This is a genomic window from Saccharopolyspora griseoalba (assembly GCF_042665275.1).
In the GTDB taxonomy this organism is placed as follows: Bacteria; Actinomycetota; Actinomycetes; order Mycobacteriales; family Pseudonocardiaceae; genus Saccharopolyspora; species Saccharopolyspora griseoalba.
Window position 1 is genome coordinate 209,100 of the sequence record NZ_JBHTCJ010000008.1, and the last position, 25,371, is coordinate 234,470.

General features: G+C 72.6%; 26 protein-coding genes. 12 read left to right on the forward strand and 14 right to left on the reverse strand.

Annotation, left to right across the window (positions count from 1 at the left end; translation table 11 throughout):
* Positions 1-113: 113 nt before the first annotated feature.
* Entirely contained in the window at positions 114-1,322 is a 1,209-nt protein-coding gene (locus tag ACFQRI_RS17325) for an Rv3212 family protein (RefSeq protein WP_380669783.1), read from the forward strand.
* 271 nt (positions 1,323-1,593) lie between these two features.
* On the opposite strand, the gene ACFQRI_RS17330 is transcribed toward ACFQRI_RS17325, so the two are convergent.
* The 5 genes from ACFQRI_RS17330 to ACFQRI_RS17350 all read right to left on the reverse strand — a co-directional run bounded on the left by ACFQRI_RS17330 (position 1,594) and on the right by ACFQRI_RS17350 (position 4,745).
* Complete coding sequence (locus ACFQRI_RS17330; protein WP_380669785.1) at positions 1,594-2,028, reverse strand: hypothetical protein; 435 nt, start codon at positions 2,026-2,028, stop codon at positions 1,594-1,596.
* Positions 2,029-2,051: 23 nt separating this feature from the next.
* A complete protein-coding gene (locus tag ACFQRI_RS17335) occupies positions 2,052-2,888 on the reverse strand; it encodes a RecB family exonuclease (RefSeq protein WP_380669787.1) in 837 nt (278 codons plus the stop codon).
* Between the two features lie 84 nt (positions 2,889-2,972).
* A complete protein-coding gene (locus ACFQRI_RS17340) occupies positions 2,973-3,845 on the reverse strand; it encodes a PHP domain-containing protein (protein WP_380669789.1) in 873 nt (290 codons plus the stop codon).
* A gap of 132 nt (positions 3,846-3,977) precedes the next feature.
* Complete coding sequence (locus ACFQRI_RS17345; RefSeq protein WP_380669791.1) at positions 3,978-4,550, reverse strand: PH domain-containing protein; 573 nt, start codon at positions 4,548-4,550, stop codon at positions 3,978-3,980.
* A gap of 30 nt (positions 4,551-4,580) precedes the next feature.
* Positions 4,581-4,745, reverse strand: coding sequence for a hypothetical protein (locus ACFQRI_RS17350; protein ID WP_344125953.1), 165 nt, complete (start codon positions 4,743-4,745; stop codon positions 4,581-4,583).
* 146 nt (positions 4,746-4,891) lie between these two features.
* Here ACFQRI_RS17350 and ACFQRI_RS17355 point away from each other — a divergent pair, with 146 nt between their 5' ends.
* From ACFQRI_RS17355 to ACFQRI_RS17365, 3 genes are all read left to right on the forward strand, one after another.
* Positions 4,892-5,320 carry an NUDIX hydrolase gene (locus ACFQRI_RS17355; protein ID WP_380669793.1) on the forward strand — a complete coding sequence of 143 codons (429 nt, stop codon included), beginning with the start codon at positions 4,892-4,894 and terminating at the stop codon, positions 5,318-5,320.
* A gap of 488 nt (positions 5,321-5,808) precedes the next feature.
* The gene (gene corA / locus ACFQRI_RS17360) at positions 5,809-6,885 is read left to right on the forward strand and encodes a magnesium/cobalt transporter CorA (RefSeq protein ID WP_380669795.1); all 1,077 of its coding nucleotides are present in this window, start codon (positions 5,809-5,811) and stop codon (positions 6,883-6,885) included.
* Positions 6,886-7,034: 149 nt separating this feature from the next.
* Complete coding sequence (locus ACFQRI_RS17365) at positions 7,035-7,202, forward strand: hypothetical protein (protein ID WP_380669797.1); 168 nt, start codon at positions 7,035-7,037, stop codon at positions 7,200-7,202.
* A 423-nt stretch (positions 7,203-7,625) separates the two neighbouring features.
* Here ACFQRI_RS17365 and ACFQRI_RS17370 read toward each other — a convergent pair whose 3' ends face one another.
* From ACFQRI_RS17370 to ACFQRI_RS17380, 3 genes are all read right to left on the reverse strand, one after another.
* Positions 7,626-8,159: a general stress protein gene (locus ACFQRI_RS17370; RefSeq protein ID WP_380669799.1), complete on the reverse strand. Its 534-nt coding sequence runs from the start codon at positions 8,157-8,159 to the stop codon at positions 7,626-7,628.
* A gap of 266 nt (positions 8,160-8,425) precedes the next feature.
* Positions 8,426-11,653: a patatin-like protein gene (locus tag ACFQRI_RS17375; RefSeq protein ID WP_380669801.1), complete on the reverse strand. Its 3,228-nt coding sequence runs from the start codon at positions 11,651-11,653 to the stop codon at positions 8,426-8,428.
* A 79-nt stretch (positions 11,654-11,732) separates the two neighbouring features.
* Positions 11,733-12,683 carry an HpcH/HpaI aldolase/citrate lyase family protein gene (locus ACFQRI_RS17380; RefSeq protein ID WP_380669926.1) on the reverse strand — a complete coding sequence of 317 codons (951 nt, stop codon included), beginning with the start codon at positions 12,681-12,683 and terminating at the stop codon, positions 11,733-11,735.
* Positions 12,684-12,748: 65 nt separating this feature from the next.
* Here ACFQRI_RS17380 and ACFQRI_RS17385 point away from each other — a divergent pair, with 65 nt between their 5' ends.
* Both ACFQRI_RS17385 and ACFQRI_RS17390 read left to right on the forward strand, forming a co-directional pair.
* Positions 12,749-14,032 carry a magnesium transporter MgtE N-terminal domain-containing protein gene (locus ACFQRI_RS17385; protein ID WP_380669803.1) on the forward strand — a complete coding sequence of 428 codons (1,284 nt, stop codon included), beginning with the start codon at positions 12,749-12,751 and terminating at the stop codon, positions 14,030-14,032.
* The gene (locus tag ACFQRI_RS17390) at positions 14,032-14,541 is read left to right on the forward strand and encodes a DUF1003 domain-containing protein (RefSeq protein ID WP_380669805.1); all 510 of its coding nucleotides are present in this window, start codon (positions 14,032-14,034) and stop codon (positions 14,539-14,541) included. Before ACFQRI_RS17385 ends, ACFQRI_RS17390 begins: the two co-directional genes overlap by 1 nt.
* A gap of 66 nt (positions 14,542-14,607) precedes the next feature.
* On the opposite strand, the gene ACFQRI_RS17395 is transcribed toward ACFQRI_RS17390, so the two are convergent.
* The gene (locus ACFQRI_RS17395; protein ID WP_380669807.1) at positions 14,608-15,054 is read right to left on the reverse strand and encodes an NUDIX hydrolase; all 447 of its coding nucleotides are present in this window, start codon (positions 15,052-15,054) and stop codon (positions 14,608-14,610) included.
* Positions 15,055-15,058: 4 nt separating this feature from the next.
* The gene (locus ACFQRI_RS17400; protein ID WP_380669927.1) at positions 15,059-15,538 is read right to left on the reverse strand and encodes a MarR family winged helix-turn-helix transcriptional regulator; all 480 of its coding nucleotides are present in this window, start codon (positions 15,536-15,538) and stop codon (positions 15,059-15,061) included.
* A gap of 204 nt (positions 15,539-15,742) precedes the next feature.
* Between ACFQRI_RS17400 and ACFQRI_RS17405 the strand changes: the two genes are divergently transcribed.
* Positions 15,743-16,882, forward strand: coding sequence for an Mrp/NBP35 family ATP-binding protein (locus ACFQRI_RS17405; RefSeq protein WP_380669809.1), 1,140 nt, complete (start codon positions 15,743-15,745; stop codon positions 16,880-16,882).
* Between the two features lie 63 nt (positions 16,883-16,945).
* Here ACFQRI_RS17405 and ACFQRI_RS17410 read toward each other — a convergent pair whose 3' ends face one another.
* On the reverse strand, positions 16,946-17,521 hold the full coding sequence (locus ACFQRI_RS17410; protein ID WP_380669811.1) for an O-methyltransferase: 576 nt from the start codon (positions 17,519-17,521) through the stop codon (positions 16,946-16,948).
* A gap of 320 nt (positions 17,522-17,841) precedes the next feature.
* Here ACFQRI_RS17410 and sigE point away from each other — a divergent pair, with 320 nt between their 5' ends.
* The 4 genes from sigE to tatB all read left to right on the forward strand — a co-directional run bounded on the left by sigE (position 17,842) and on the right by tatB (position 21,518).
* Complete coding sequence (sigE, locus tag ACFQRI_RS17415) at positions 17,842-18,468, forward strand: RNA polymerase sigma factor SigE (RefSeq protein ID WP_380669813.1); 627 nt, start codon at positions 17,842-17,844, stop codon at positions 18,466-18,468.
* Complete coding sequence (locus tag ACFQRI_RS17420; protein WP_380669815.1) at positions 18,465-19,232, forward strand: zf-HC2 domain-containing protein; 768 nt, start codon at positions 18,465-18,467, stop codon at positions 19,230-19,232. Before sigE ends, ACFQRI_RS17420 begins: the two co-directional genes overlap by 4 nt.
* A gap of 105 nt (positions 19,233-19,337) precedes the next feature.
* Positions 19,338-20,978 (forward strand): trypsin-like peptidase domain-containing protein, encoded by a 1,641-nt coding sequence (locus ACFQRI_RS17425; protein WP_380669817.1) that lies wholly within the window; start codon positions 19,338-19,340, stop codon positions 20,976-20,978.
* A 141-nt stretch (positions 20,979-21,119) separates the two neighbouring features.
* Positions 21,120-21,518, forward strand: coding sequence for a Sec-independent protein translocase protein TatB (gene tatB, locus ACFQRI_RS17430; protein ID WP_380669819.1), 399 nt, complete (start codon positions 21,120-21,122; stop codon positions 21,516-21,518).
* Positions 21,519-21,638: 120 nt separating this feature from the next.
* Here the strand turns inward: tatB and ACFQRI_RS17435 are convergent, their stop codons facing one another.
* Together ACFQRI_RS17435 and ACFQRI_RS17440 are read right to left on the reverse strand one after the other, a co-directional pair.
* The gene (locus ACFQRI_RS17435; RefSeq protein ID WP_380669929.1) at positions 21,639-23,177 is read right to left on the reverse strand and encodes a leucyl aminopeptidase family protein; all 1,539 of its coding nucleotides are present in this window, start codon (positions 23,175-23,177) and stop codon (positions 21,639-21,641) included.
* A 290-nt stretch (positions 23,178-23,467) separates the two neighbouring features.
* Entirely contained in the window at positions 23,468-23,635 is a 168-nt protein-coding gene (locus ACFQRI_RS17440) for a DUF3117 domain-containing protein (RefSeq protein ID WP_344125915.1), read from the reverse strand.
* A 362-nt stretch (positions 23,636-23,997) separates the two neighbouring features.
* On the opposite strand from ACFQRI_RS17440, the gene ACFQRI_RS17445 reads away from it, so the two are divergent.
* Complete coding sequence (locus ACFQRI_RS17445) at positions 23,998-24,780, forward strand: enoyl-CoA hydratase-related protein (RefSeq protein WP_380669821.1); 783 nt, start codon at positions 23,998-24,000, stop codon at positions 24,778-24,780.
* Here ACFQRI_RS17445 and ACFQRI_RS17450 read toward each other — a convergent pair.
* Positions 24,767-25,345, reverse strand: coding sequence for a DNA-3-methyladenine glycosylase I (locus ACFQRI_RS17450; RefSeq protein ID WP_380669823.1), 579 nt, complete (start codon positions 25,343-25,345; stop codon positions 24,767-24,769). The genes ACFQRI_RS17445 and ACFQRI_RS17450 overlap by 14 nt on opposite strands.
* Positions 25,346-25,371: the final 26 nt, after the last annotated feature.

The following is a 25,371-nucleotide window of genomic DNA, read 5'->3' on the forward strand; positions in this document are numbered from 1 at the left end:
CGGGTGGCGCCCGAACTTTCGCGCCGAGCCCCGCTGGCCCGCCGACCCGGCGCGGCGCGGGCGCCCGCGCGGTGGCGGCTAGGCTCGGGGACGTCGTCCGACGTCTCGAGGGAGTGATCTTGGTCCGGCCGGAGCGGCGCACGCCGATCGACCTCCTGGTGGTCGCGCTGATCGTGGTGGTGCTGGCCGCGGGCGGCGCGGTGGTCTGGTGGCACAGCGACGCGCGGGCCACGATCTCGGAGACCGCGCGCCCCCCGATCCCGAAGCCGGCCACCCCGGACGCCGTTCCCGCCGCGCTGCACGAGGCCTGGCGCGCGGAGAGCCCGATGACCGCGGTCCCGGTGGTCGCCGATTCCGCGGTGGTCAGCGCGAGCGGTGGCGAGGTCCGCGGGCACGACCCGCTGACCGGCCGCGTCGCCTGGCGCTACGCGCGGGACTACCGGCTGTGCACCGTCGGCGAGCAGTGGGGCCGGGCGATCGCGGTCTACCGCAAGTCGCACAACTGCAGCGAGGTCACCTCGCTGGTCGGGTCGACCGGTGAGCGCGGCCCGCAGCGCAACACCAACGCCGAGTTCGGCACCCGGCTGCTCGGCGACGGCGAGTACCTGACCGCTACCGGCCAGCGCGTCTTCCCCACCTGGCGCTCGGACCTGGTGCGCACCCAGCAGTACGGCATCCCGCCGGACATCAAGAACCCGGACAACAACATCGAGCGGCCCCACTGCTCCTACAGCTCGATCGCGGTCGGCCAGGAGCGCCTGGGCGTCATCGAGGACTGCCCCCGCGAGTCCGGGCGGATCACCCTGCTCAAGGCCCACCCGGAGGACGACGAGGAGCCCGAGGAGCTGTTCACCACCGGATTGGGCGACTCGAACGCCTCGGTGGTGGCGGTCAACCGGCAGCGGGTCGCGGTGCTGCTGCGCGATTCCCAGCAGGTGCGGGTCTTCGACAGCCGCGGTCGCACCGTCGCGCAGTACCCGGTGCGGGTGGGTCCGGCCGACTTCGGCGACAACGTCAAGGTCGAGTCGACCACCACGGCGGGCCGGATCTACTGGTGGACCGGTGCGGACACCGTGGCGCTGGACCAGGACACCCTCACTCCGCAGTGGACGGCGCGGGACACGGCTGGGGCGGGCACGGTCTACGCCCACCAGCTGGTGATGCCCGTTCGGGAGGGCATCGCGGTGCTGGACCCGAACACCGGCGCCGCGGTCCGCGAGATCCCGGTGGACCGGGCCGGCTACGTCGGCCCCATCCGGCTCAACGCCGACGGCCCCGTGCTGCTGGAGCAGCGCGGCAACGCGCTGGTCGCCCTGCGCTAGAGGCTGTTCGGGAAGTGCGTCGGGACGGTGCGGGCGGCGGTGTGCGGGACTCCTCGTGGACTCCGCGCGCCACTCCTGATGCACGCCGAACGCGGCGTACCGGCGTACCGCCAGGAGACTTCCCACAACCCGCCGCGATGCCGATCGAGTCCCGCACCTGAGGCACGCCGCCACGCCGCATTCGTGAACGACTCCTAGGAGCGGTGCTCCAGCGGCTCCGCGGGCTCCGCGCGTCGCCCCTGGTGCGCGCCGGTTCCGCCCGGAACCGCCCTCACCACCACCAGAACCACAAGGAGCCCAGCACCGCGAGGTAGACCGCGGCGGTGGCCAGGTCTCCGCGGCGGTTGGCCTCCCGGTCGCCGATCGCCTGCAGCACGATCGCCGCGGCCGCGGCCACGACGTGCGAGATCAGCGCCGCCGTGCCGGGCCCCTGCTGGCCCCAGCTGGTCGCCCAGATCTGCACCCCGATCAGGAACAGCGCCAGCACCACGAAGCCGGCCGTGAGCAGGCCGGCGAGCCCGCGCGCGGCACGGCCGAGCCCGCCCGGCCGCGGGGGGCGGTGCGGTTCGCGGCGCCGCCGCGGTGGCGGTGGCGGTGGTGGTGGTGTGCCGCGCGGGCGTTCCGGCGGCCGGAACGAGCGCACCGCGTCCGGCGGTGGGAGGTGCCGGGTGCGCGGGGGCATCGGGTGGTGCGGAACGGCGCGCATCTGCCCATCCTCCGGTCGCCTTCTCATCGATCCCCCAGCAGCGCCCAGGGTGGCAGATCCGGTGCCGCCCGCTTCCCCTCGGTGCAGTGTGCCCGGAAATCGCACCAGGAGCAGTGCGCACCCGGCCGCGTCGGAAAGGACTCGTCCGGATCGGCGCCGTCTTCGAGCTCCGCGGCGGCCGAACTCAGCTCACCCGCCAGCCTTTCGGCGCGTTCGCGCAGCTCGGCGAGGCTCGCGGCGGTGTGCTCCCAGCTCGCGACGGTCCCGCTCGGCAGGTGGTGCAGCTCGACGCGGGAACACCGGCGGTGCAGGTTCTTCCCCACCGCCAGCGCGTAAAGCCCCAGCGCCATCGAGTCCCTCGCGTCCTCGTCGCGCAACCCGAACCGGCCGGTCTTGTAGTCCACCACGACCAGCTCGCCGTCGCGGTCGTCGATGCGGTCCACCCGGCCCTCGGCGATGATCTCGCCCACCGGGGCCGACACCCACCGCTCGACGGCGACCGGAGCGCGCTCGGCGGGCAGCTCCGCGACGTAGTCGCGCACCCATCCCTGCGCGCGCCTGCGGTACTCGGCGGACTGGTCCGGACCGGAGAACCCGTCGGACTTCCAGCACTCGCGCACCAGCTCGGCGGCCCGCTGCGGGGTGCGCTGCGCGGGGCGCAGCTCGAAGTAGGCCTTGAGCGCGTTGTGCACCACCGCGCCGAGCGTCGCGTTGGCCCAGGCGCCGCCGCGCCGGGGCGTGGGCCTGTCCAGGTACGCCATCCGGTATCGCCGGGGGCACCCGGCCCAGGTCGACAGGCGAGCCGGGGTCACGCGCACCAGCTCGCCGGGAATGCCCTCGAGGCCCAACTGTCCCTGCACGGCCACCACATTACGCAGAGATCCGCGGGCCCGTTCCCGGGATCACCCCGCTCGGCGGCGAGCGGCGGCCGGACCGGGCGGTTTTCAGCCGACCACCTTGCTGCCGGTGCAGCGTGCGACGAGGCGCTCCAGCGACTCCGGAGGCGTGGTCTCCTGGCCGATCCGAATGGTCTTGTTCGTGCCGTGGTAGTCGCTGCTGCCGGTCGGGATGAGCGAGAGCTCGTCGGCCAGCGAGCGCAGCCGGGCCCTGGTGGGCTCGTCGTGGTCCGGGTGATCGATCTCGACACCGGCCAGGCCGCGCTCGGCGAGCTCGGCGACGACCTCCGGGCCGACCGTCGGCCCGCGCTTGGTTGCGAAGGGGTGGGCCAGCACGGTCGCGCCACCGGCCTCGGCGATCATGTCGATCGCGCGGTGCACCGGGGTGTCGGTGCGCGGCAGGTAGTACCCGCCGCCGCTGCCCAGGTAGCGGGCGAAGGCCTCGTCGACGCTGTCCACCGTGCCGCCGCGCACCAGCGCGCGAGCCAGGTGCGGGCGTCCGCCCGGGGAGTCCGGCGGCAGCCCGGCCATGATCGCGTCCGGATCGACCGGGAACCCGTCGGCGGCCATCCGCCGGGACATCTCGCGCAGCCGCTCGCGGCGCTCGGCGCGCAACCGGGACTGCTCGCGCACCAGCGCGGGGGAATCGGGATCGAAGAGGTAGGCCAGCAGGTGCACGGTGACCGTGCGACCGGTGCCGTCCGGGCAGGCGCAGGAGAGCTCCGCGCCCGGGACGAGCCGGAAGTCGCGGTCGAGCTCGCGCACCGCGCGCTCGGCCTCGTTCCAGCCCGCCGTCGTGTCGTGGTCGGTGATCGCGATCGCGTCCAGGCCAGCCGCCACGGCGGTGCGCACCAGCTCGGCGGGTGCGTCGGTGCCGTCCGACTCGGTGGAGTGCGTGTGCAGGTCGATGAGCACGCCCACGAGTCTGACTGATCCCCGGCTCCGAACAACCCCGAACCGGGGATCCCCGCCCCGGGCGGAGGCGGAGATCACCGGTGGGGAGCGACGGTGCCGTCGCCGGGCCCGCGGCGAGCGGACCCGGCGACAGCGCCCTCAGAGCTTCGCGGCCTTGCGCTTGCCGACGGCTGCGCGCCTCGCCTTGAGCATCGAGAAGCGGTCCTGCTGCTGACCCTTCTTGTCCCCGAAGACCAGGTTGGAGATCGCGTCCTCCACCTGGGTCGGGTTGGGCACGTAGTCGATGCGGTTGAGCGCCTGGATCTGACCAGCCGACTCCAGCACCAGACGTCCGTAGCCGAAGAGCCTGCCCATCAAGGTGCGCTCGAAGGTGAGGTCCGTGACCTTGGTGACCGGCATCATCCCCACGTTGGTGGTGAAGATGCCGGAGGTGATCAGGAACCTCTTGTCGGTCACCACGATGCGCTCCACGTACCAGTCGAGCACCTGGTAGACGAACCTGATCAGCACCACCAGCCCGGCGTACCAGAGGATGTTCTGGAACAACCAGTTGCTGCGCTCGGGCAGCAGGTAGGACACCAGCACCAGGCCGACCATGAGACCCGTCGCTTCGAACAGGTCCCACACCAGGTAAGCCCAGTGCCGGCGCACTCGGATCACCCGGCGTTCGGTATCCAGCAGGTACTCGTCGGGATCCCTCGGAGCGAACACGGCACCCGCCTCCCTGCGGCTCGCGCTTTACTAGGCCTGGAAGAGGTTCTGCATGAAGGTGATCACCGCTTCAGCAGCTCCGCGAAGACTGGCCAGGATGCCGTTGACGACATTGCTGGCCTGGTCTGGCGCGGAAAACAGAAAGAACAGGAGGAAGGCAACTACAGCCCAGGTCAGGATTTTCTTGATGTTCACTGTGACGCACCCCGTCCGAAAAGCCCTTGAGTAGCACAGGCGCCTGCTGATCCGTTGTACCGCACTCCGCCCCTTTACGGCAGCTTTGTACCGCACTTGGGTCAGTCGTTTCCGGGCAGGCCCGGACCAACTACCCTCCGTGTCTGATGATCGTATCGAAAAACCCCGTGATCCGCTGCATCGGTGCCCTGGTTTTCGACCCGCGCGGCCGCTTGCTGCTGGTCAAGCGCGCGAATGAGCCCGGGCGCGGGCAGTGGTCGCTGCCCGGCGGCCGGGTGGAGCAAGGGGAGGGCGACCATTCGGCGGTACGGCGCGAGGTCTTCGAGGAAACCGGCCTGGACGTCACCGTGGGTGATCTTGTGGGCCGGATCGAGCGACCCGCGCCGCGCGGGACCTACGAGATCCTCGACTACTCCTGCCGGAGCACTGAATGGGAAATTTCCCCTGGTGACGACGCCGCGGACGCCATGTGGGCGGATGGTGCGACTTTCGCCACACTCGACCGGAATGGCGCGCTCACCGAAGGTCTTGCCGAAGTGCTCGCATCCTGGGATTGTTTACCCCGCAACGAGTGAGTAGGAATTCGTCCGGGTTACACGCTCACGCCGGTAGCGGTAACCATCGGTCGAGAAACACCCGAATAGCCCCGCGCGCCGCTTGCCCGAATTAGACGATCCGTCCGCCTCGACGGCAGAAGGGCGCGCCGATCTGTGACGTCACCCCACCGCCGTTGCGGGCTTCCCACCCGGACGGAGTATCGTGACGGGTCGGCTGTGACCGATCCATCCGCGCGATGGTCGACCTCGGGGAGGTGAGGGAACGTGGGTAGTAGTGCTGACAGCGCGCTTCCGTGTAGTACCAACCGCATCCCCGCCGGAAGGGCACGCCGCTAGGGCGAAGCGGGCGTTCCCCTCGGGGTCCGGCCGGGATGCGCATCAGCGAGAGAGATCCGCTCAACGCGCCGACCGCGCTGCCGCCGCCGACTGAGTTGAGATCCGGCCCCCGCCATCCGGATCGATCAACCCGGCCGCGCACGCGTGCTCGCAGACCCCTGGAGGTCGCCGTGCCCAACCTGCCTTCGCTGAGCCTGCGCCGGAACGGGCGCTCGGCGCAGCCGGTCAACCGCAAACCGGTACCCGCCAAGCCCTACGTCGTCGACTGCGGCATCTACGTCGACGGCCACCGGGTCGAGGGCAGCTGGGGCCACGACGAGGCGATCGCCGAGGTCCGCGAGCGCGGGACCGGATTCGTCTGGATCGGCCTGCACGAGCCGACCGAGGAGCAGATCAACGGCATCGCCGAGACCTTCGGCCTGCACGAGCTGGCCGTCGAGGACGCGGTGCACGCCCACCAGCGGCCGAAGCTGGAGCGCTACGACAACACGCTGTTCATGGTGCTCAAGACGGTCCGCTACGTGGCCACCGAGCCGCGCACCGCGAACAGCGAGATCGTCGACTCCGGCGAGCTGATGGTCTTCCTCGGCCGCGACTTCGTGATCACCGTGCGGCACGGCAGGCACGTCGAGCTGAGCGAGCTGCGCAGCAGGCTGGAGGCCGATCCCGAGCAGCTGGCGCTGGGCCCGTCGGCGGTGCTGCACGGGGTCACCGACACCGTCGTGGACGCCTACCTCGACGTCACCGAGGCCATCCAGGACGACATCGACGAGATCGAGGCCGAGGTCTTCGAACCGCGCACCAAGATCGACGCCGAGCAGATCTACCTGATGAAGCGCGAGGTCATGGAGCTGCGGCGCGCGGTGCAGCCGCTGACCAAGCCGATGCAGCGGCTGGCCGAGGGCTACACGCCGATGGTGGCCGAGCAGGTGCGCTCCTACTTCCGCAATGTCGAGGACCACCTGGCCCGGGTCTCGGAGACGGTCAGCGGCTTCGACGAGCTGCTGACCACGCTGGTGGACGCCACGCTGGCCAAGATCACGCTCCAGCAGAACACCGACATGCGCAAGATCTCGGCCTGGGTCGCGATCATCTCGACCCCGACGATGATCGCCGGCATCTACGGCATGAACTTCGACAACATGCCGGAGACGCAGTGGACCTACGGCTATCCGCTGGCCATGTGCGTGATGCTGACCTGCTGCATCGTCCTGTTCAAGATCTTCCGGCGGAACAAGTGGTTGTGATGGCCCGTAACGCTCGCCGCCCCGAAGACGATGTTGTTCACGAGGGTGCTCGGCACCCGGTTCCGCACGGGGCAGCGCTTCCGCCCCGATCCGTCCGGCCCCGCGTCATCCGCGGGTGGGCCGGGCCCGATGCGTCCGAGGAGGTTGTCATGGCCATCACCCGCGACTGGCTCCTCCCCCGCCGCAGTCATCCGCGAAGTCCCGTGACGCGCCGGGAGATCGCGGAGCAGCTGTTCCGGCACTCCGCTTGGGTGCAGCGAAAACCCGGCGCGATGTGGGACGCGGTCCCCGCCGCGCCTCGCGCCACCGCGCGCTGACGGCCCCGCCAGGGTAGACCGCGGGCCACATCGTGAAGACGGATCTGACCAGTTCGTTTTCCACGTTGGGAGGCACCGCCATGGCTCGCCTGCTCGCAAGCAAGCTCACCGTCCTCGTCGCGCTGCTGTCCACCTGGATCGTCGCGGAGTTCGTCATCATCGCGAACCAGATGTAGCGCCGAGGTCTTGCGCTCGAAGCGCCCCGGGAGCCCAAGGCCCCGGGGCGCTTCGTCGTGCAGCGGTCGCGCAGTTCGGCCTGGATCGCCGCGCGGCACCACGACCTCGTCGCCGAGGGACATCGCCCCGGTCGCAGCTTCGTCCAAGTTGGACACTTCTCGTCCAGGCCCGGGGCGCAGGTGCGCGAGCGCGAAGAGCCCCCGGCGCGCGGTGACGTGCGGGGGTTCCTGGCTCGAGGGGGCCGGGCTACTGCTCCGCCGTCGGCGGGCGCATGGCCAGGCGGGCGAGCAGGTCGCGGCCCTGCTCGGCGTGCTTGGGCTGGGCCAGGACGTCGTAGCGACCGGCCACCAGCTGGCTGGCCGAGGAGAAGTCGCGCCTGCCCCGCGTGGAGGCGTAGCCGACCGCGGCGAAGACCAGGCCGAAGACGATCCCCGCGCCCAAGCCGGCCAGCACGGGGCCGAACCAGCTGGCCCCCTGCGGCGAGAACATGCCCATGATCAGGCCGACGAACAGGCCGAACCACGCACCGGAGGCCGCGCCGCCGCCCAGCACGCGCCCCCAGGTCAGCCTGCCGGTGACGCGCTCGACCAGCATCAGGTCGACGCCGACGATGGTGACCTCCTGCACCGGGAAGTCGCTGTCGGCGAGGTGGTCGACCGCCCGCTGCGCCTCCTCGTACGTGCCGTAGGAACCGATGGGCCATCCGGTCGGCGGGGTGGGCAGGTTGGGTGTGCCCGGCGTCGGCCGGCCGGCTCCGCCACCGGCGAAGGGGTTGGACACCGCTGACACCTCCGTTGTGCGGTACTACCTCGGTGAACGCGGCGCGGGAGCTCCCGCGGTCACCACGCCCACCACCTCCCAGGCTACCCGTACCCGCCTCCGCGAGATCACCAACACCACCCGACCACCCCCGAACCACCTATCGCCCACCCGGGCGACAACCGCCAAAAACCCTCGAACTCACCAGGCCGAATTCGAGGGTTTTCCACCGGCGGAATTCGAGGCATTTTGGCCACCGCGGGCGGTTTGCGCAGGTGGGGTGGGTTTCAGGGGGTTCGGGGGCGGGGGCGTGGGGGTAGGACGTCGAAGGTGGTTGCGTAGGTCGTCTGGGCGTAGGCGGTGGCCAGGACGACCAGGAGCAGCGGGAGGTGCGGGGCGAGCAGGTGGAGGACCGCGAAGAGCGCGAGGGTGAGAGCTGAGGCGCCGAGCCTGGCGCCCGGGCGGTAGGCGGGAGCGGCCGCGTGGGTGAGGACCGCGGCCAGCACCGCGATGGTGAGCGGGCCCAGGTGGAGGCCCGCGGCGACGAGGGCCGTGGTGCTCCCGGCGAGGACCGCCCCGACGAGCAGCGCCGCGCCCAGCCGGACCGCACCTTCGCCCAGGCGGGAGGTGAGCCGGTGCCCCGCCCAGGCTGCCAGCAGCAGCACGAGCGCCAGGCCCACCAGCTGAACCGGGTGCGGGGGACCCGCGCCGCCGAGCAGCGGCAGCGGGGCGAGCCCGTCCACCGGAGGCCCGGCCAGGGTCCCCGCGGCGGCGCCGGTGAAGCCGAGCACCGCCGCGCGGGTCGGGGCGGCCACCGCGAAGGCCAGCAGCAGGTAGAGCGGCTTGAGCGCGGTCATCGCCCGCCTGCCGATCCAGGCGGCCACGCCGCGCCCGCGCGGGCGGATCGCGCGGTAGGCCAGCAGCCCGAGCCGGGTGGCGATGGACAGCCTGCGCGGCTCGCCCAGGTCGGAGACCCGCTGCCGCCCGACGTCGAAGCTCTCCACCGCGCGGCTGAGCTCGGCCGGCGCGGGAACCTCGGTCTCCCCGCCGCCCGCCACGTCGGCGCCCGTCGAGACCGATTCCACGTAGGGGATCTCCGCCGCGGCGATCGTCCACTGCAGACGTTCGGTGAGCAGCGCGCGGGTGCGCGGCAGCGGCTCGCCCTCGGCCGAGCCGGCGAACAGGGCCGCCAGCTCGGCGTGCACCTCGCCGGCGTGCCGCGCCCAGACCTCGGCGAGGAAGCCGCGCCACTGCTTGGTCCGCTCCTCGGTGAGCGCGCCCAGCTCGGCCTCGGTCGGCCGGTTGACGATCGCGGCCAGCGCGTCGGCGAGCTCGTCGGCACCGCCGTGCCGGGCCACCAGCCGCGCGGGATCGGTGAGCAGCCCGACCAGCGCGGCCGCGGCGTCCATCCGGCCCCACATCCAGTCGTTGGCCCGCCACTTGGCGGACAGGAACGCCCCGAAGTTGCCCAGGTCCAGTCCCCGGATCTTGTCCTGGATGCGCAGCCGGTCGCCCTCGCGCAGCTCGGTGAACGGCAGCGGGCTCTGCTCGTCGCTGACCACCCGCAGCAGCTCCACGCGCGAACCGGGTGCCCGCTCCAGGTCCAGCGGCGCGGTGAGCACGACCAGCTGCCGCAGCACCTCGGGGCGCCGGTCGGCGTCCTCCAGCATGGCGTGCGCGACGTGCTCGGGGCGCACCTCGGCGCGCGGCGGCGCGACCGCGGCCAGCCGGTCGGCCAGGTCGTGCAGCACCGCGCGCGCCCGCGCGACCGCGTCCACACCGGACTCCTCCGGGGCCGCGTCGGCACCCGAGGACTCCACGATGGACCCGAGCTCGGCGGCGAAGTCGGCCAGCGCGCGGGAGAACCCGGCACCGTCGTCGACGGCGGCCAGCACGGCGCCGAGCAGCGGCTCGACCGGCGAGGGCAGGCGGTGCTGCAGCCGGTCGCGGCGCGCGGTCACCCGACGAACCCACGTCTCGAGCTCACCGGCGTCGACTATCGGCTCCAACCGAGCTCCGCCGACCCAGTACCGGTCGGCGTGCCCCTGCAGCACCGCGGCGAACTGCTGCAGCCGGTACAGCCGGGCCTTGCAGCGGCCGATCGCGGCGTGGTCGGCCGCGAACAGCTCGATCTCGCGGGCCCAGCCGAGGCACTCCCCGATCGCCGCGCGCAGGCCGCGCACGTCGTCGAAGATCCCGGTGGTCGCGATCTCGGCCAGGCCGTCGGTCAACCGCTGCCGCAGGGATGCGCAGGCCTCGCCGGACCAACCGGCCAGCGGATCACCGACCACCGGCGGCAGCAGGGTGCCGTCCTCGCTCCCGGCGGGCTCGGTCAGCAGCGCGTGCGCCGCCTCGGCGTCCAGCTCGGCCCGCACGACCGCGTGCTGGGACTCGACCGCGGCGCTGAGCCGCGCGAGCTCCGCGGGGCGCTCGGCCGCCGGTGCGGACAGCAGCGGGGCGAGCAGCGCCTCGCGGCGCGAGTCGTTCGCCCGCACGGCCCGGTTGTGCTCGTCGAGGGCGTCCAGATCGGACAGCAGCGACTCCTGGTCGAACCGGTCGCGCAGCGCGGCGAGGGTCACCGGCAGCGGGAGCGCGGGCTCGCGCCGCTGGGACTGCGAGACGTTCGGATCCGGGTTCAGGTACAGCAGGTAGCGCTGGGTCGGCCGGTCGGCCGGGGAGGCCGCGATCGCCTCGATCGCGGCGGTGACCGGGATGTTGTCCAGCACGCCGCCGTCGATCACCCGGAAGGGCCCGCCGCGCTCGGTGGTCTCGGAGAACAGGCCGAGCATGTTCGGCTCCCCCGGCGGCGGCTCGCCCGGCGACGAGTGCACCCGCGCGGGCTCGAAGGCGAACGGGAACGAGGAGGTGCTGCGCGCGGCGTGCGCGAGCCGCAGCGCGGTCGGCTCCGGATCGGTGCCGAAGTCCGAGAGCGGATCGCCCGCGGCGCCCTCGTGGTGGAATCGGAACATCGCCGCGCGGCGCAGCTCGCGCATCGGCCGCAGCCGCGCGTCGAAGTGCCGCTCGGCTATCGGGTCCAGCAGCGTCGCGGTGAGCAGCAGGTCGGTGCGCGCGCCCGGCCGCTGCTCGGGCGGGCGCGCGCCCTCGGCGAGCGCACGGGCCAGCGCGGAGCGGAAGTAGCCGTCGCCGTCGAGCAGGGATTCGGGGCCGGGCTGCCAGAACCGCGGCACCGGACGGGCCATCGCCTCCACGTCGGCCAGTCGCACCCAGGTGCGCCGCATCCGCTCGAAGGGCGTGCCGTGGACCAGGTCCGCGGCGAGCAGCGCCGCGTTCAGGCCCCCGGCGGAGGCACCGGCGAGCACGTCGACCGAAACCGCGTCGTAGCCGACCAGTTTCGCCAACCTCGCCCACGGGTGCTCGGAATCCGCTCCGGGGGAGAGGGATTCGCGCAGCCGATTGATCTCCGCGACGGCGCCGCCGATCCACACCGCCATGCTCGCCCCACCGCGCATGGCCAGCGCCAGCCGCAGCTCCCGCGGGTTCTCCCGGATGTCCACTCGCCCGCTCCGCCTCTCGTCAGCCCCGTCCGGCCGATTACTACACCACCGGCGGGGGTGCGGTAATCGGCCGAACCGCTCATTCCGGGGGCTGCCAGGGGTCGTTCCGGGTCATGCCCGCCGCCCGCCCCTTGCCCGCGATGACCAGGGCCATCTTCCGGGAGGCCTCGTCGATCATCTCGTCGCCGAGCATCGCCGCGCCGCGCGCGCCACCCGCGGCCGAGGTGTGCCACTCGTAGGCGTCGAGGATGTTCTCCGCGTGCTCGTAGTCCTCCTGGCGCGGCGAGAACAGCTCGTTGACCGCCTCCACCTGCGCGGGGTGCAGCACCCACTTGCCGTCGAAGCCCAGCGCAGCGGACCTGCCGCCGACGCGGCGCAACCCGTCGACGTCCTTGATCTGCAGGTACGGCCCGTCGATCGCCTGCACCCCGGCGGCGCGCGCAGCGGTGAGGATGCGCATCAGCGTGTAGTGGTGCGCGTCGCCGACGTCGTAGCCCGGCGGCTGGTGCCCGACCACCAGCGAGCGCATGTTGATCGAGGCCATGAAGTCCGCGGGCCCGTAGACCAGCGCCCGAACCCGCGACGAGGCGGTCGCGATGGCGTCGATCTCGACGAGCCCGCGCGCGTCCTCGATCTGCGGCTCGATGCCGATGCGTCCCGGCGGCAGGCCGATCGCGCGCTCGATCTGGCTCAGCGTGAGGTCCAGCCAGCGCACGTGGTCGGGGCTGGAGACCTTGGGCAGGATGATCGTGTCCAGCTGCGCGCCCGCGCCCTCGACGACGGTCACCACGTCGCGGTAGGTCCACTCGGTGTCGAGCGCGTTGACCCGCACCGAGCGGATCTTGCCGTCCCAGCCGCCCTCGCCGAGCGCGCCCGCGATCCGCTCCCGCGCCTCGGCCTTGGCCAGCGGCGCGACGGCGTCCTCCAGGTCCAGGAAGAACTGGTCGACGGCGAGCCCGCGGGCCTTGTCGATCATCTTCGCGCTCGATCCGGGAACCGCCAGGCAGCTTCGCCGGGAACCATCCACCATGCTCATGCCCAGGTGTCTACCACGCCGCCCGGCGGATCAGGCCGGTTGTGCCTAGCCTGATCGACGTGGCGGCCGTTACCAGGGTCTTCGTCGCCCGGATGGCCGGGCTGTCCGTGTTCGGACCGGACGGCGAGTCCATCGGGCGGGTTCGCGACGTGGTCGCCGGGCTCAGCGTCCGGCGGCGACCGCCGCGCGTTCTCGGCCTGGTGGTGGAGCTGGCGACCCGGCGCCGGATCTTCGTGCCGATGCTGCGGGTCACCCGCATCGAGGCCGGCGCGGTCACCCTCGCGACCGGTTCGGTGAACCTCCGGCAGTTCCACAAGCGGCCCAACGAGCTGCTGGTGCTCGGTCAGCTGCTGGACGCGCGAGTCAGCGCCGAGGGTTCGCCCGCGGTGCTGGTCGACGCCGCGCTGGAGCAGACCCGCACCCGCGACTGGCAGCTGACCAAGCTCGCGGTGCGCGATCGCACCGGCAGGCTGGGCCGCCGCGGGCCGACCAGGGTGGTCGACTGGGACCAGGTCTCCGGCCTGGAGTTCGCCGAGGTCACCGGCCGCCCGCAGGGCGTGCAGCAGCTGCTGGCCATGTTCGACACGATGCGCGCGGTCGACGTCGCCAGCACCCTGCACGGGCTGCCGAACAAGCGGCGCTACGAGGTCGCCGAGGCGCTCGACGACGACCGGCTGGCCGACGTCGTCGAGGAACTTCCCGAGGACGACCAGAAGGACCTGCTCGACCACCTCGACGACCGCCGGGCCGCCGACGTGCTGGAGGCGATGAACCCCGACGACGCGGCCGACCTGCTCGCCGAGCTGTCCGAAGTGGACAAGAACCGGCTGCTGGAGCTGATGAAGCCCGAGGAGTCCGCGCCGGTCAAGCGGCTGCTGGCCTACTCGGCCGACACCGCGGGCGGCTTGATGACGCCGGAGCCGCTGGTGGTCACCCCGGACGCCACCATCGCCGAGGCGCTGGCGCTGGCGCGCAACCCGGACCTGCCGATCGCGGTGGCCAGCGTGGTGTTCGTCTGCCGCCCGCCGAACGCCACCCCGACCGGCCCGTACCTGGGTTGCGTGCACCTGCAGCGGCTGCTGCGCGAACCCCCGTCGAACCTGGTCGCCGGAGCGCTGGACACCGATCTCGCGAGCCTGCCGCCGGGAGCGCCGCTGACCGAGCTGACCCGCTACTTCGCCGCCTACAACCTGGTGTGCGGGCCGGTGCTCGACGACGAGGAACACCTGATCGGGGCCGTCACCGTGGACGACCTGCTCGACCACCTGCTCCCGGAGGGCTGGCGGATCGGCGGGTTGCCCGACCAGGACGCCAACCAGCCGACGACCGGGGAGGCCCGCTGATGCCCGAGCTGCTCACCCACCGCCGACTCGACCAGCCCGCCGCGCCGCACCGCTGGAACGTCTCGTTCGACCCGGAACTGTTCGGACAGCTCTCCGAGCGGGTCGCCCGCTTCCTGGGCACCGGGAAGTTCCTGTTCTGGATGACCCTGTTCGTGATCACCTGGATCGCGCTGAACCTGTTCGCGGTCGGGCTCCGCTGGGACCCCTACCCGTTCATCCTGCTCAACCTGTGCTTCTCGACGCAGGCCTCGTACGCCGCGCCCCTGATCCTGCTGGCGCAGAACCGCCAGGACGACCGCGACCGGATCTCGCTGGAGGAGGACCGGGCGCGGGCCGAGCAGACCAAGGCCGACACCGACTACCTGGCGCGCGAGCTCGCGGCGCTGCGGCTGGCCATCGGCGAGGTCGCCACCCGCGACTACCTGCGCGGCGAGCTCGACCGCCTCCGCGAGGACCTCCCGGGCATCGAGAGCCCCCAGGAGAAGCGCAGGGCCCGCTCGCGGGATTGAGCGGGAGTGGCCTTCTCTCATCAAAGGTCCCCAGTGCGGAGCGTCGGGACTTTTGACGAAGAAGGGCTAGCTCTCCAGGTCGCGGTAGAGCTCGACGATGGCCGGGGCTTGGATCTCGGGGTCGGCGAGGTAGTCGGCGCGGGTGCAGTAGCGCAGGTCGGCGATCTCCGCCGCCGGGGCGGGAGCGCCCTCGAGCTCGGCGGTGTAGCAGGCGAGGTCGACCTGGACGCCCTCGCCCTGCCCCACCGCGTCGGTGACGTAGCGGGCGAAGGAGCGCGGTTCGCGCAGCTCGACGCCGAGCTCCTCGCGGACCTCGCGGCGGAGCGCTTCGACCTCGGTCTCGCCCGGGTCGATCTTGCCCCCAGGCAGGTAGTAGGCGCGCTGGTTCTCCGCGCGCACCAGCAGCAGGCCCCGCTCGTCGCGGTGCACCAGCCCCACCGCGCGGATGGTCGCTGGACGCGCGGCATCGGCGCGGGGCCCCGCCGCGGGGCCGTGGGTAACCGGTTCGCTCACCCGCTCATGCTTGCGCACGCTGCCCCGGCGGGGACGGGACGCCCCCGTCGGCCAGGCGCTCGCAGGTGCGCACGAGCGATTCGAGGTCGCCGTCGGCGACGGACAGGAAGTAGCGGGCGATCCCGTTGCGGTGGGTCGCGGCGGCCATCCGCACGCGGTCCTCCCCGCGCTCGGTGATCACGGCCTGCACGCCGCGCCCGTCCGAGTCGACCCGCACCCGGCGCACCAGGCCCAGCTTCTCGAGGCGGTCGACCAGCCGCGTGACACCGGACCGGGAGAGCAGCACCACGTCGGCGAGCTCGGTCATCCGGAGCCGGTGCTCCGGCGTTTCGGCCAGCGCTTCGAGCACGTCGTACGCGGCGAGCGTGAGCCGCTGCTCGGCGATCAGGTCGCCTTCCAGACATCGCGTGACCCTGGCGTGCGCGCGGAGAAAGCTGCGGTACGCCGACAGTTCGCTTTGCGTGGGTAATCGATCGAGAGCCATCTCGGCCACGGCCGAGATATTACGGAACGCGGTCACCCGACTGCGCAGTGCCCCCGATCTCGGCGACGTCACAGGTCATGACCTATCACTCCGGGCCTACCGGTCCGTAACATGGGAGTGCCGGATCGGGGTGTGAGAGTCTGCTAGTTCGCGGGGCCTCAGGCTCCGTTCCCACCACGTTTCCCAATGCATGTCGAGGTAACCGTGACCAGTACGCAGTCCACGCCGACCGAGGAGGCCGTCCGGCAGGCCCTCAGCAAGGTCGAGGACCCGGAGATCCACAAGCCGATCACCGACCTGGGCATGGTCAAAAGCGTGTCCGTCGGCGACGGTGGCGCGGTGCAGGTCGAGGTCTACCTGACGGTTTCCGGCTGCCCGATGCGCGAGACGATCACCCAGCGCGTCGAGAACGCCGTCTCCGAGGTCGAGGGCGTCTCCTCGGTGCAGGTCGAGCTCGACGTGATGAGCGACGAGCAGCGGACCGAGCTGCGCAAGTCCCTGCGCGGCGACGCCGAGGAACCGCGCATCCCGTTCGCCGAGCCCGGCTCGATGACCCGCGTCTACTGCGTCGCCTCCGGCAAGGGCGGTGTCGGCAAGTCCAGCGTGACGGTCAACCTGGCCGCCTCGATGGCCGCCCGCGGCCTGTCGGTGGGCGTCGTCGACGCCGACATCTACGGCCACTCGGTGCCGCGCATGCTCGGCGCCGGGGGCAAGCCCACCCAGGTGGAGAAGATGATCATGCCGCCGGAGGCGCACGGCGTGAAGGTCATCTCGATCGGCATGTTCACCCCGGGCAACACCCCGGTCGTCTGGCGCGGGCCGATGCTGCACCGCGCGCTGCAGCAGTTCCTCTCCGACGTGTTCTGGGGAGACCTGGACGTGCTGCTCCTGGACCTGCCCCCGGGCACCGGCGACGTCGCCCTCTCGACCGCCCAGCTGATCCCGAACGCCGAGATCCTGGTGGTCACCACCCCGCAGCAGGCGGCGGCCGAGGTCGCCGAGCGCGCCGGCGCGATCGCGATGCAGACCCGCCAGCGGCTGGCCGGCGTCGTGGAGAACATGTCCTGGATGGAGATGCCCGACGGCCAGAAGGTGGACGTCTTCGGCAGCGGCGGCGGGCAGATCGTGGCCGACTCGCTGAGCCGGTCGGTCGGCACCGAGGTCCCGCTGCTGGGTCAGATCCCGCTGGACCCGCGGCTGCGCGAGGCGGGCGACTCGGGCAAGCCGCTGGTCCTGGAGGACCCGGAGTCCCCGGCCGCGGCGACGCTGCAGGACATCGCCAAGCGCCTGTCCAACCGGGCCCGGGGCCTCAGCGGGAAGCTGCTCTCGGTCTCCCCGGCCTGATCCTCTCGATGGAAGAGGTCCCCGCGGTGCCGCGGGGACCTCTTTCATCGAAAGGGGTCGGGGTCAGCGCTTCGCGGCGACCAGGAGGCCCGGCCCGGTGGGGAGCGACACCGCGACGAGCTCCTCGTCGTCGCGCATCAGCCGGACCAGCTCGCGCAGCGAAGCGGCCAGCGCCCCCGGCGACTCGGGCGGGTTCGGCGGCACGCCGTCGAAGACGATCACTCCGCCGGGCCGCAGCAGCCGCTTGCCCAGCTCCAGGTACATCGGCGCGTCCACGCCCGCCGGACCCATCGAGACCAGGTCGTAGCCGCCGTCGGTCAGCCGCGGCAGCACCTCGGGCGCGCGTCCGGTGATCAGCCGAGCAGCGCCCGGCTGGTGGCCGGCCTCGCGCAGCGTCCGCCGCGCCACCCGCTGCTTCGCCGGGTCGGCGTCGATGGAGGTCAGCACGCCGCCGTCGACCATTCCCCCGAGGATCGACAGCGCGCCGTCCCCGGTGCCGGTGCCTACCTCCACTGCGGCCTTGGCGCGCAGCGAAGCGGCCAGGAAGCGCAGCACGTGCAGCGTCGACTCGCCGACCGGGGAACCGGCCGGGCGAGCACGCTCCTGCTCGCCGCTCCGCGGCTCGTCGCTCACCGACATCTCGGGTATCACGGGGAGGAAGGCTATCGAGGTGCGCGGCGGAACTGATCACTTCGGCCCACATCGTTAGACGGCCGTTTCCGAGCGCAAGGTTTCGTCACCCGCTGTGATCGCCCGACTCCGGCGACCGGGTGAGAGGAGGCTCACCGAGACTCTCAGATCCTTCTAAGGAAGCTCTCATCGCCACTTCACCAGGGGAGACGACGGTGAACGTCATAACCGGCACCCATCGGCGTCTCCAGGACGAGCGGGTTCGGGAACAACCGAAACAGCTCGCTCGTTCTACCCGATGCACCCCACAGGAGGTGGCTTTTCTGCCAATGGCAACTCAGCCGATGCGCGTGGCCCCGGAGCTCACCGAGCCGCAGGCCCAGCAAGCAAGCGTCCCCAGCCCCGTCTCCCCCGCCGACGAAGAGGTCAACTGGACCCCGCCGAGCTGGGACGAGGTCGTGCGGCAGCACGCCGATCGGGTCTACCGGCTGGCCTTCCGGCTGTCCGGCAACAAGCACGACGCCGAGGACCTCACCCAGGAGACCTTCATCCGGGTGTTCCGCAGCCTGGCCAACTACAAGCCCGGAACCTTCGAGGGCTGGCTGCACCGGATCACCACGAACCTGTTCCTGGACATGGCCCGCCGCAGGTCGCGCCTGCGCATGGAGGGCCTGCCGGAGGACACCGAGCGGCTGCCCGGCGGCGGGCCGAGCCCGGAGCAGGTGTTCTCCGAAACCCACCTCGACCCCGACCTGCAGGCGGCGCTCGACGAGCTGCCGCCGGAGTTCCGGGCCGCGGTCGTGCTCTGCGACGTCGAAGGCCTCTCCTACGAGGAGATCGGCGCCACCCTCGGGGTGAAGCTGGGTACTGTGCGCAGCAGGATCCACCGCGGGCGCCAGATGCTCAAGAGCACGATGGAGGCCCGCCGAGAACAAGCGCGGAGGTTGGACGGATGACGGCTCTGCGGGGGTGGGGGCTGCCCGAGCAGCACCTCGCGCTGGACGCGATCGTCGCCTTCGTCGACGGCGAGCTCAGCGCGAGCGCCCATGACCGCGCGGTCGCTCACCTGGCTCATTGCCCCGCGTGCAGCGCGGAGGCCACCACGCAGCGGCAGGCCCGCGCGGCGGTGAAGGAAGCCGAGGTCCCGTCGGTCTCTCCCGCTCTCCTGCAGGCGCTGCAGGCCATTCCCGGAACCGCCGAGCTGCCCGGGGCCCCCGAGGGCCTGGCGCTCAGCGAGGACGGCCAGCTGGTCACGACCACCCGATCCGAACGCGCGGAGAAGCTGGGCGGTGGTTCGCGGTTGGGATCATCGACGCCCCTGGGAGGGGCGCGACCGCTCGGCGTCGGACCCTTCGAGACCGCCGATGAGGCGAGCAGGCGGGCCGGGCGCCGCACCAAGCAGGGCGCGGGCGTGGTGTTCTCCGGGCTGGTGCTCGGCGCGCTGGCGTTCATGAACCTGCCCGACGACGAGGGCAGGCCGGTGACGCCGGTGCCGCTGCCCGGCGACGACTTCTCCAACGCCGTGCTCCCGGCCGCCGGGCACACGGTGCTGCCCGAGGAGTCCAGCTCGGCCGCCCGGCCGGCGGGCTCCCCCGCGCCCGAGACCGCACCGGCGCCGTCCTCGGCCGCGACGTCGACCGCCGTCGGCGAGCCCACCGCGCCCGAGCCGTCGGTGACCGAGTCCGCCGAGGCGACTGCCTCGGCCACCCCCGCCAACTGACACCGACTTCACCCGCGTCCCGGCAGAATGGGGTCCTCGGACGCACGCCTATCGTGTGTGTGATCCACTCGAATCGACGAGACGACCGCACAGCCCCGGGGAGCGATGAGCGACCAGCCTGGAACGCCCGCGCCGGGCCCGGACGCCGAGGAACCGCGCCGGGACTCGCCCGAAGCGGGTCAGCAACCCGTGCACCCCTGGCAGGGTGGCGCGCCCGCGGGCCGCAGCGTGCCGGCCGAGCAGTTCGGCCCGGCTCCCGCGCAGGGCAGCAACGGTCACGACCGGCTGGCGCCGCGGCCGCTGCGCCGCCCCTCGGCCGACCCGGCGCAGCAGGCCGCCTTCGGCCGCCCGGAGGGCGTCACCGGCAGCTTCGACCCGGACCAGGACCGGCTGAGCACCCGCGGCCTGACCCAGGCGCCGCCGCCGGCCGAAGCCCTCACCCAGGCCTTCAGCCGCCCGCCGAACAGCCCCGAGCGCCTGCAGCGCGCCCCCGGCGAGCGCCCCGGTGAGCCCGAGCCCTCGGACGAGCGCGCGCTGTGGGGCGCCGACGAGCGCGATCCCTGGCGCAACCCCGCCGCCGGAGCGGTCCTCGGGCCGCCCGCGGTCGACGAGGCCGCGTCCGACGCGCACGGGCCCAGCGAGCCCGGCCCGCTGCTGAGCACCCGCGAGGTGCTGTTCGGCCGCCGCGTGCACCCGAAGGCCCTGGCGGTGCTCGGCGTGGTGGCGCTGCTGGTCGGGCTGGCCGGCGGCTTCCTCGGCCGGATCACCGCCGAGGAGGGCAATCCGCTGGTCAACCCGGACGTCACGCTCGCCGAGGTCAAGCCCGGCGCGGACCGCCCGAACGGCGAGGTCGGGCAGGTCGCGCGGCGCGTGGTTCCCGCCGTGGTCTCGGTCGAGGTCAGGGTGGGCGGCCAGGGCGGTTCCGGTTCCGGCGTGGTGATCGACGGCAACGGCTACGTGCTGACCAACAACCACGTCGTCTCGATGGCCGCCGACACGCCGAGCGCGAAGGTCTCGGCGGTGTTCCACGACGGCACCCGCGCACCGGCCCGGGTGGTCGGCCGGGACGTCAAGACCGACCTGGCGGTGCTCAAGGTCGAGGTCAGCAACCCGACGGTCGCCCAGCTCGGCGACTCCGACGGCCTCAAGGTCGGCGACGACGTGATCGCCATCGGCTCGCCGCTGGGGCTCGCGGGCACCGTGACCACCGGCATCGTGAGCTCGGTGCACCGGCCGGTGCGGCTGGCCGGGCAGGGCACCGACACCAACGCGGTCATCGACGCCATCCAGACCGACGCGGCGATCAACCCGGGCAACTCCGGCGGGGCGCTGGTCGACGGCAACGGCGCGGTGGTCGGCATCAACAGCGCCATCCGCACCCTCGGCCAGGGCGGCGAGGGCGGTTCGATCGGCCTCGGCTTCGCGATCCCGATCGACGACGCGCGGCGCATCGCCCAGGAGCTGATCCGCACCGGCGCCGTCCGGCACGCCGACCTCGGGGTGAACGCGAAATCGGTCAGCGACGGGCTGGCCGACGGCGCCCAGGTGCAGAACGTGCGGGACGGCGGCGCCGGCGCGGAAGCGGGCATCGCCGAGGGCGACGTGATCATCAAGGTCGGCGACCGCAAGGTCCGCAGCGCCGACGAGCTGATCGTGGCCGTGGACCGGCACCAGATCGGGCAGACCGTGCCGGTGACGGTGGTCCGGCAGGGTCGGGAACTGGTCCTGGACGTGACCCTCAAGTGAACCCGGGGCCACCGCCCGCGGGCGAGTCCATGTTGCGCCACTTCCCCTATCTACCCGGTGTCACCCGGTCGGTAGTCTGGTGGTGTATCGGTTCGGCCGTGTCCGGCCCGCTGGCCGCGAGGATCCCGGAGGAGTCACGAGGTGTTCGATAGCGTCGGGTGGCCCGAGATCCTGGTGCTCGCATTGGTCGGGCTGTTCGTGCTGGGACCGGAGCGGCTTCCCGAGGGCGCGGCGTGGCTGGGCAAGGCGGTCCGCCAGGTCCGCGACTACGCCTCGGGCGCGCGCGAGCAGCTCCGCTCGGAGATGGGCGACGAGTTCGACCAGCTGCAGAAGCCGCTCAACGACCTGCGCAGCGTGCGCAACTTCAACCCGAAGACCGCGGTCACCAAGCACCTGTTCGAGGGCGAGAACCCGCTCGACGACCTCAGCGGCAACGGCTCCAGCAGCAACGGCAGCGGCTCGGCGCCCGCGGCCAAGCCGGCCGAGTCCAAGCCCCTCAGCCCCGGCGAGCGGCCGCCGTACGACGAGGACGCGACCTGAGGCGCGGGTCGAGGTCGTCTCGCTCGGCGGTGCGGGCAGCTCGCCCGCTCGCCGGAGGGGAACCCGCCCCCGCGGTTCGGCCGGCAACTCGCGGCGGAGCTCCCGGCCGAACCGCCGCGCTCACCTCTCGGCCAGTCCGGCCACCAGGTTGACCAGGGTGCGCGCCGCGAAGCCGGTGGCGCCGGTGGTGACCTCGGCGTGGTCCTTGTCCGCCCGGGCCGGGCCCGCGATGTCCAGGTGCGCCCACGGCAGGCCCGCGGTGAACTCCCGCAGGAACAGCGCGGCGGTGACCCCGCCCGGGCCGGTCGGGGTCTGCTTGACGTCGGCCAGATCGCCCTCGACCGCCTCCGCGTGGTCCTCCAGCAGCGGCATCCGCCACCAGGTCTCGCCCGCGTCCGCGCCCGCCTCGGCGACCCTGCGCGCCAGGTCGTCGTCGGTGGCGAACAGGCCGCCGGTGCGCAGCCCGAGGGCCACCTTCATCGCACCGGTCAGCGTGGCGACGTCCAGCAGCAGGTCCGGGTTGAGCTGGTCCACCGCGTAGGCCAGGGCGTCGGCCATCACCATGCGGCCCTCGGCATCGGTGTTGCCGACCTCGGTGGTCTTGCCGCCGTAGTGGCGCACCACGTCGCCGGGGCGGTAGGCGCTGCCGGAGACGTGGTTCTCCGCCGAGGGGACCAGGCCGGTCACCTTGACCGGCAGCCCCAGGCGGGCGATGGCCAGCAGCGCGCCGATCACCGCGCCGCCGCCGGACATGTCGGTGCGCATCAGGTGCATGCCGTCGGCGGGCTTGAGCGAGATGCCGCCGGTGTCGAAGGTGACGCCCTTGCCCACCAGCACGAGGTGCGGGCCGGTGGCCCCGGCCGGCCGGTAGTCCAGCTCCAGCAGCCGCGGCGGGCGGGCCGAGCCCCCGCCGACCGCGAGGATGCCGCCGAAACCGTTGTCCGCCAGCCACTTCTCGTCGCGCACGGTGGCGGTGAGGTTCGGCAGCGGCTCGGCCAGCGAGCGGCCGGTGCCGGTCAGCCAAGCGGGGTCCTTGACGTTCGACGGCGCGTTGGCCAGGTCGCGGGCCAGCGCGGTCGCCGCGGCGAGCTCGCGGGCGCGGCGCACGACCTCGCGCTGCGGCTGCACGTCGGCGTCGCCGGAGGCCACCAGCAGCACCTTGCGCAGCCGAGGAGCGGGCGCCGCACCGGTGACCTTGAAGCGGTAGCCGCCCAGCGCGAGGCCCAGGGTCAGTTCGGTCAGCAGCTGCTCGTCGGCCTCGGCGGGCAGCCGGACCTGCAGGTAGTCGGCGTCCGAGGCCTCGCCGAGGTCGCCCGTCTCGTCCTCGGTGTCGGACGCGCCGCCGAGCCGCTCGCGCACGGCCCGGGCCAGCGCCGCACCGGCGGTGCGCCACGCGCTCGCCGCGCCGTCGCCCACGCCGACCGCCCAGCCGATGCCGCCCGCGGGCAGCGGGAAGGGCTTGACGTCCCCGGCCGAGGCGGAGGCGCCCACGGCCCGCAGCGCGGCCGGGTCCACGCCGAACGGCTCGGCCGCGGCGTCCAGGTCCGGTCCGGACTCGCCTTCGCGGACGGCGACCGCACCGGGCAGGCCGTCGCGCCATTCGCGCACCACGTCCACTTCGACCAGTGCGGTCGGGATCACGGGCAGTTCGGGCTCCACCGGCCTGGCGGGCTGGGCGGAGCGGAACACGGAGGCACCGGACACGAGAAGACCTTCCTGGGTGGACCGCGGGGACGCGGTCGAAACTACCGCCGACCCGGCCGCCGCGGGGCGCGGCCGGGTCGACATGTCGTTGCTCGACGAGAGGCCCCGGCACCCGCCTGCGGCGCCGGGGCCCGACAGCGGCAAAAGCGTCTTCGCCACCCGTCGACGTGTTGTCGTCTCGGCGACGACGGCGGCTCCGCGCCCGGGGCTGACGTGCGGCGCCGCTCGATCGTCGCGCAGCGGCCTCAGCCGGTGGCCGACTCCAGGGCGTCACCCAGGTTCTGCGCCTCCTCGAGCGACATCTCGACGACGAGCCGCCCACCACCCTCAAGCGGAACGCGCATCACGATGCCGCGTCCCTCCTTGGTCACCTCGAGGGGACCGTCTCCGGTCCGGGGCTTCATGGCCGCCATAGCGTGCTCCCTCCGTGAACATCCACCCCGCTGATCGCCACAACCAGACGGGTCCTCCTCCATTCTCCCCTATCCCGAGGCGGAGACGAAACCGAACCGATCAACTCGTGTCGCCGTGCGCTGGTCGAATAACGACACGGCCTGGCAGACTCACCCGCTGTGCGGGCTTTTTCGGCCGCGCCGGACGTCACCGGGAGCACCGGTCCGGGCACTCTCCGGATCGGATCGGCTTGGGCGTGTCCCCTCCGGCCGGTGAAGGCTCGAACGACCTGCGGGAACACCGTCCACCCGGGACGCGAGGGGATCACGTGGTCCACATTGGAAATCCCGCGCGCACTGCATGCCGAGGCAAGGAGCTGGAAGTGACCGACGTACTGCTGACCGAGGACGACGCTGGTGTGCGCCTGCTCACGTTGAACCGCCCCGAGTCGTTCAACTCGCTCGACGTCGAGCTCAAGGAGGCCCTGCTGACCGCGCTGCGCGACGCCGCGGCCGACGACTCGGTGCGGGCCGTGGTGATCACCGGGGCGGGCAAGGCGTTCTGCGCCGGGCAGGACCTCAAGGAGCACATCGAGCTGCTGTCCTCGGGCTCGGACATGCCGCTGCGCACCGTCGAGGAGCACTACAACCCGATCACCAAGGCCGTGGCCAACATGCCCAAGCCGGTGATCGCCGCGGTCAACGGCACCGCCGCGGGCGCGGGCGCCTCCATCGCCTACGCCAGCGACCTGCGCATCGCGCAGACCGGGTCGAAGTTCCTGATGGCCTTCGCCAACGTGGGCCTGTCCACCGACTCGGGCGCCTCGTGGACGCTGCCGCGGCTGATCGGCTACGGCCGGGCCATGGAGATGCTGCTGCTGGCCCAGCCGGTGCCCGCCGACGAGGCGCTGCGCATCGGCATGGTCAACCAGGTGGTGGACGACGCGCTGAGCACGGCCAAGGAGCTCGCGGCGCGGATGGCCGCGGGCCCGACCTTCGCCTACGCCCGGATCAAGGAGACGATGCGCGCGGCGGCCTCCGAGGGCCTGGACGAGGCCCTGGCGGTCGAGGCGGGCGCCCAGAACGAGGCCGGCGGCACCGAGGACCACCGCGAGGCGGTCGCGGCCTTCGTCGAGAAGCGCGACCCCAACTTCACCGGCCGGTGACCCGCCAGCAGCCGGCGAGGTGGTCGTCGACCATGCCGGTGGCCTGCATCAGCGCGTAGCAGGTGGTGGGGCCGACGAAGGCGAAGCCGCGGCGCTTGAGCTCGGAGGCCATGGCCTTGGACTCGGGCGTCGTGGCGGGCACCTCGTCGAGCCGCTCGGGCCGCCGCTCGCGCCGCTCCGGGGCGAAGGACCACAGCAGGTCGTCCAGCGGGCGGTCCAGCTCGAGCACCGCGCGGGCGTTGTTGATCGCCGCGTCGACCTTGGCCCGGTTGCGCACGATGCCCGCGTCGGAGAGCAGCCGCTGCCGGTCGGTCTCGGTGAAGGCGGCGACCGCCGCCGGGTCGAAGCCGGCGAAGGCCTTCCGGAAGGCGGGGCGCTTGCGCAGGATGGTCAGCCAGGACAGACCGGACTGGAAGGCCTCCAGCGTGATCCGCTCGAACAGCTCCGGCACGCCGCGCAGCGGCACGCCCCACTCGTGGTCGTGGTAGGCCATGTAGTCGTCCTGCCCAGCGCTCCACGGGCAGCGCGCCCTGCCGTCCTCGCCGACCACGGCTCGCTCGCTCACCGCGCTCCTCCCTCGGTCCCCGCCGG

Coding starts and splice junctions, on each gene's coding strand:
- ACFQRI_RS17330 (WP_380669785.1), bottom strand. CDS start 2,028: ATGCGCGCCGTTCCGCACCACCCGATGCCCCCGCGCACCCGGCACCTC.
- ACFQRI_RS17355 (WP_380669793.1), top strand. CDS start 4,892: ATGATCGTATCGAAAAACCCCGTGATCCGCTGCATCGGTGCCCTGGTT.
- ACFQRI_RS17365 (WP_380669797.1), top strand. CDS start 7,035: ATGGCCATCACCCGCGACTGGCTCCTCCCCCGCCGCAGTCATCCGCGA.
- ACFQRI_RS17380 (WP_380669926.1), bottom strand. CDS start 12,683: ATGGTGGATGGTTCCCGGCGAAGCTGCCTGGCGGTTCCCGGATCGAGC.
- ACFQRI_RS17390 (WP_380669805.1), top strand. CDS start 14,032: ATGCCCGAGCTGCTCACCCACCGCCGACTCGACCAGCCCGCCGCGCCG.
- ACFQRI_RS17400 (WP_380669927.1), bottom strand. CDS start 15,538: ATGGCTCTCGATCGATTACCCACGCAAAGCGAACTGTCGGCGTACCGC.
- ACFQRI_RS17410 (WP_380669811.1), bottom strand. CDS start 17,521: ATGTCGGTGAGCGACGAGCCGCGGAGCGGCGAGCAGGAGCGTGCTCGC.
- sigE (WP_380669813.1), top strand. CDS start 17,842: ATGGCAACTCAGCCGATGCGCGTGGCCCCGGAGCTCACCGAGCCGCAG.
- ACFQRI_RS17420 (WP_380669815.1), top strand. CDS start 18,465: ATGACGGCTCTGCGGGGGTGGGGGCTGCCCGAGCAGCACCTCGCGCTG.
- ACFQRI_RS17425 (WP_380669817.1), top strand. CDS start 19,338: ATGAGCGACCAGCCTGGAACGCCCGCGCCGGGCCCGGACGCCGAGGAA.
- ACFQRI_RS17440 (WP_344125915.1), bottom strand. CDS start 23,635: ATGGCGGCCATGAAGCCCCGGACCGGAGACGGTCCCCTCGAGGTGACC.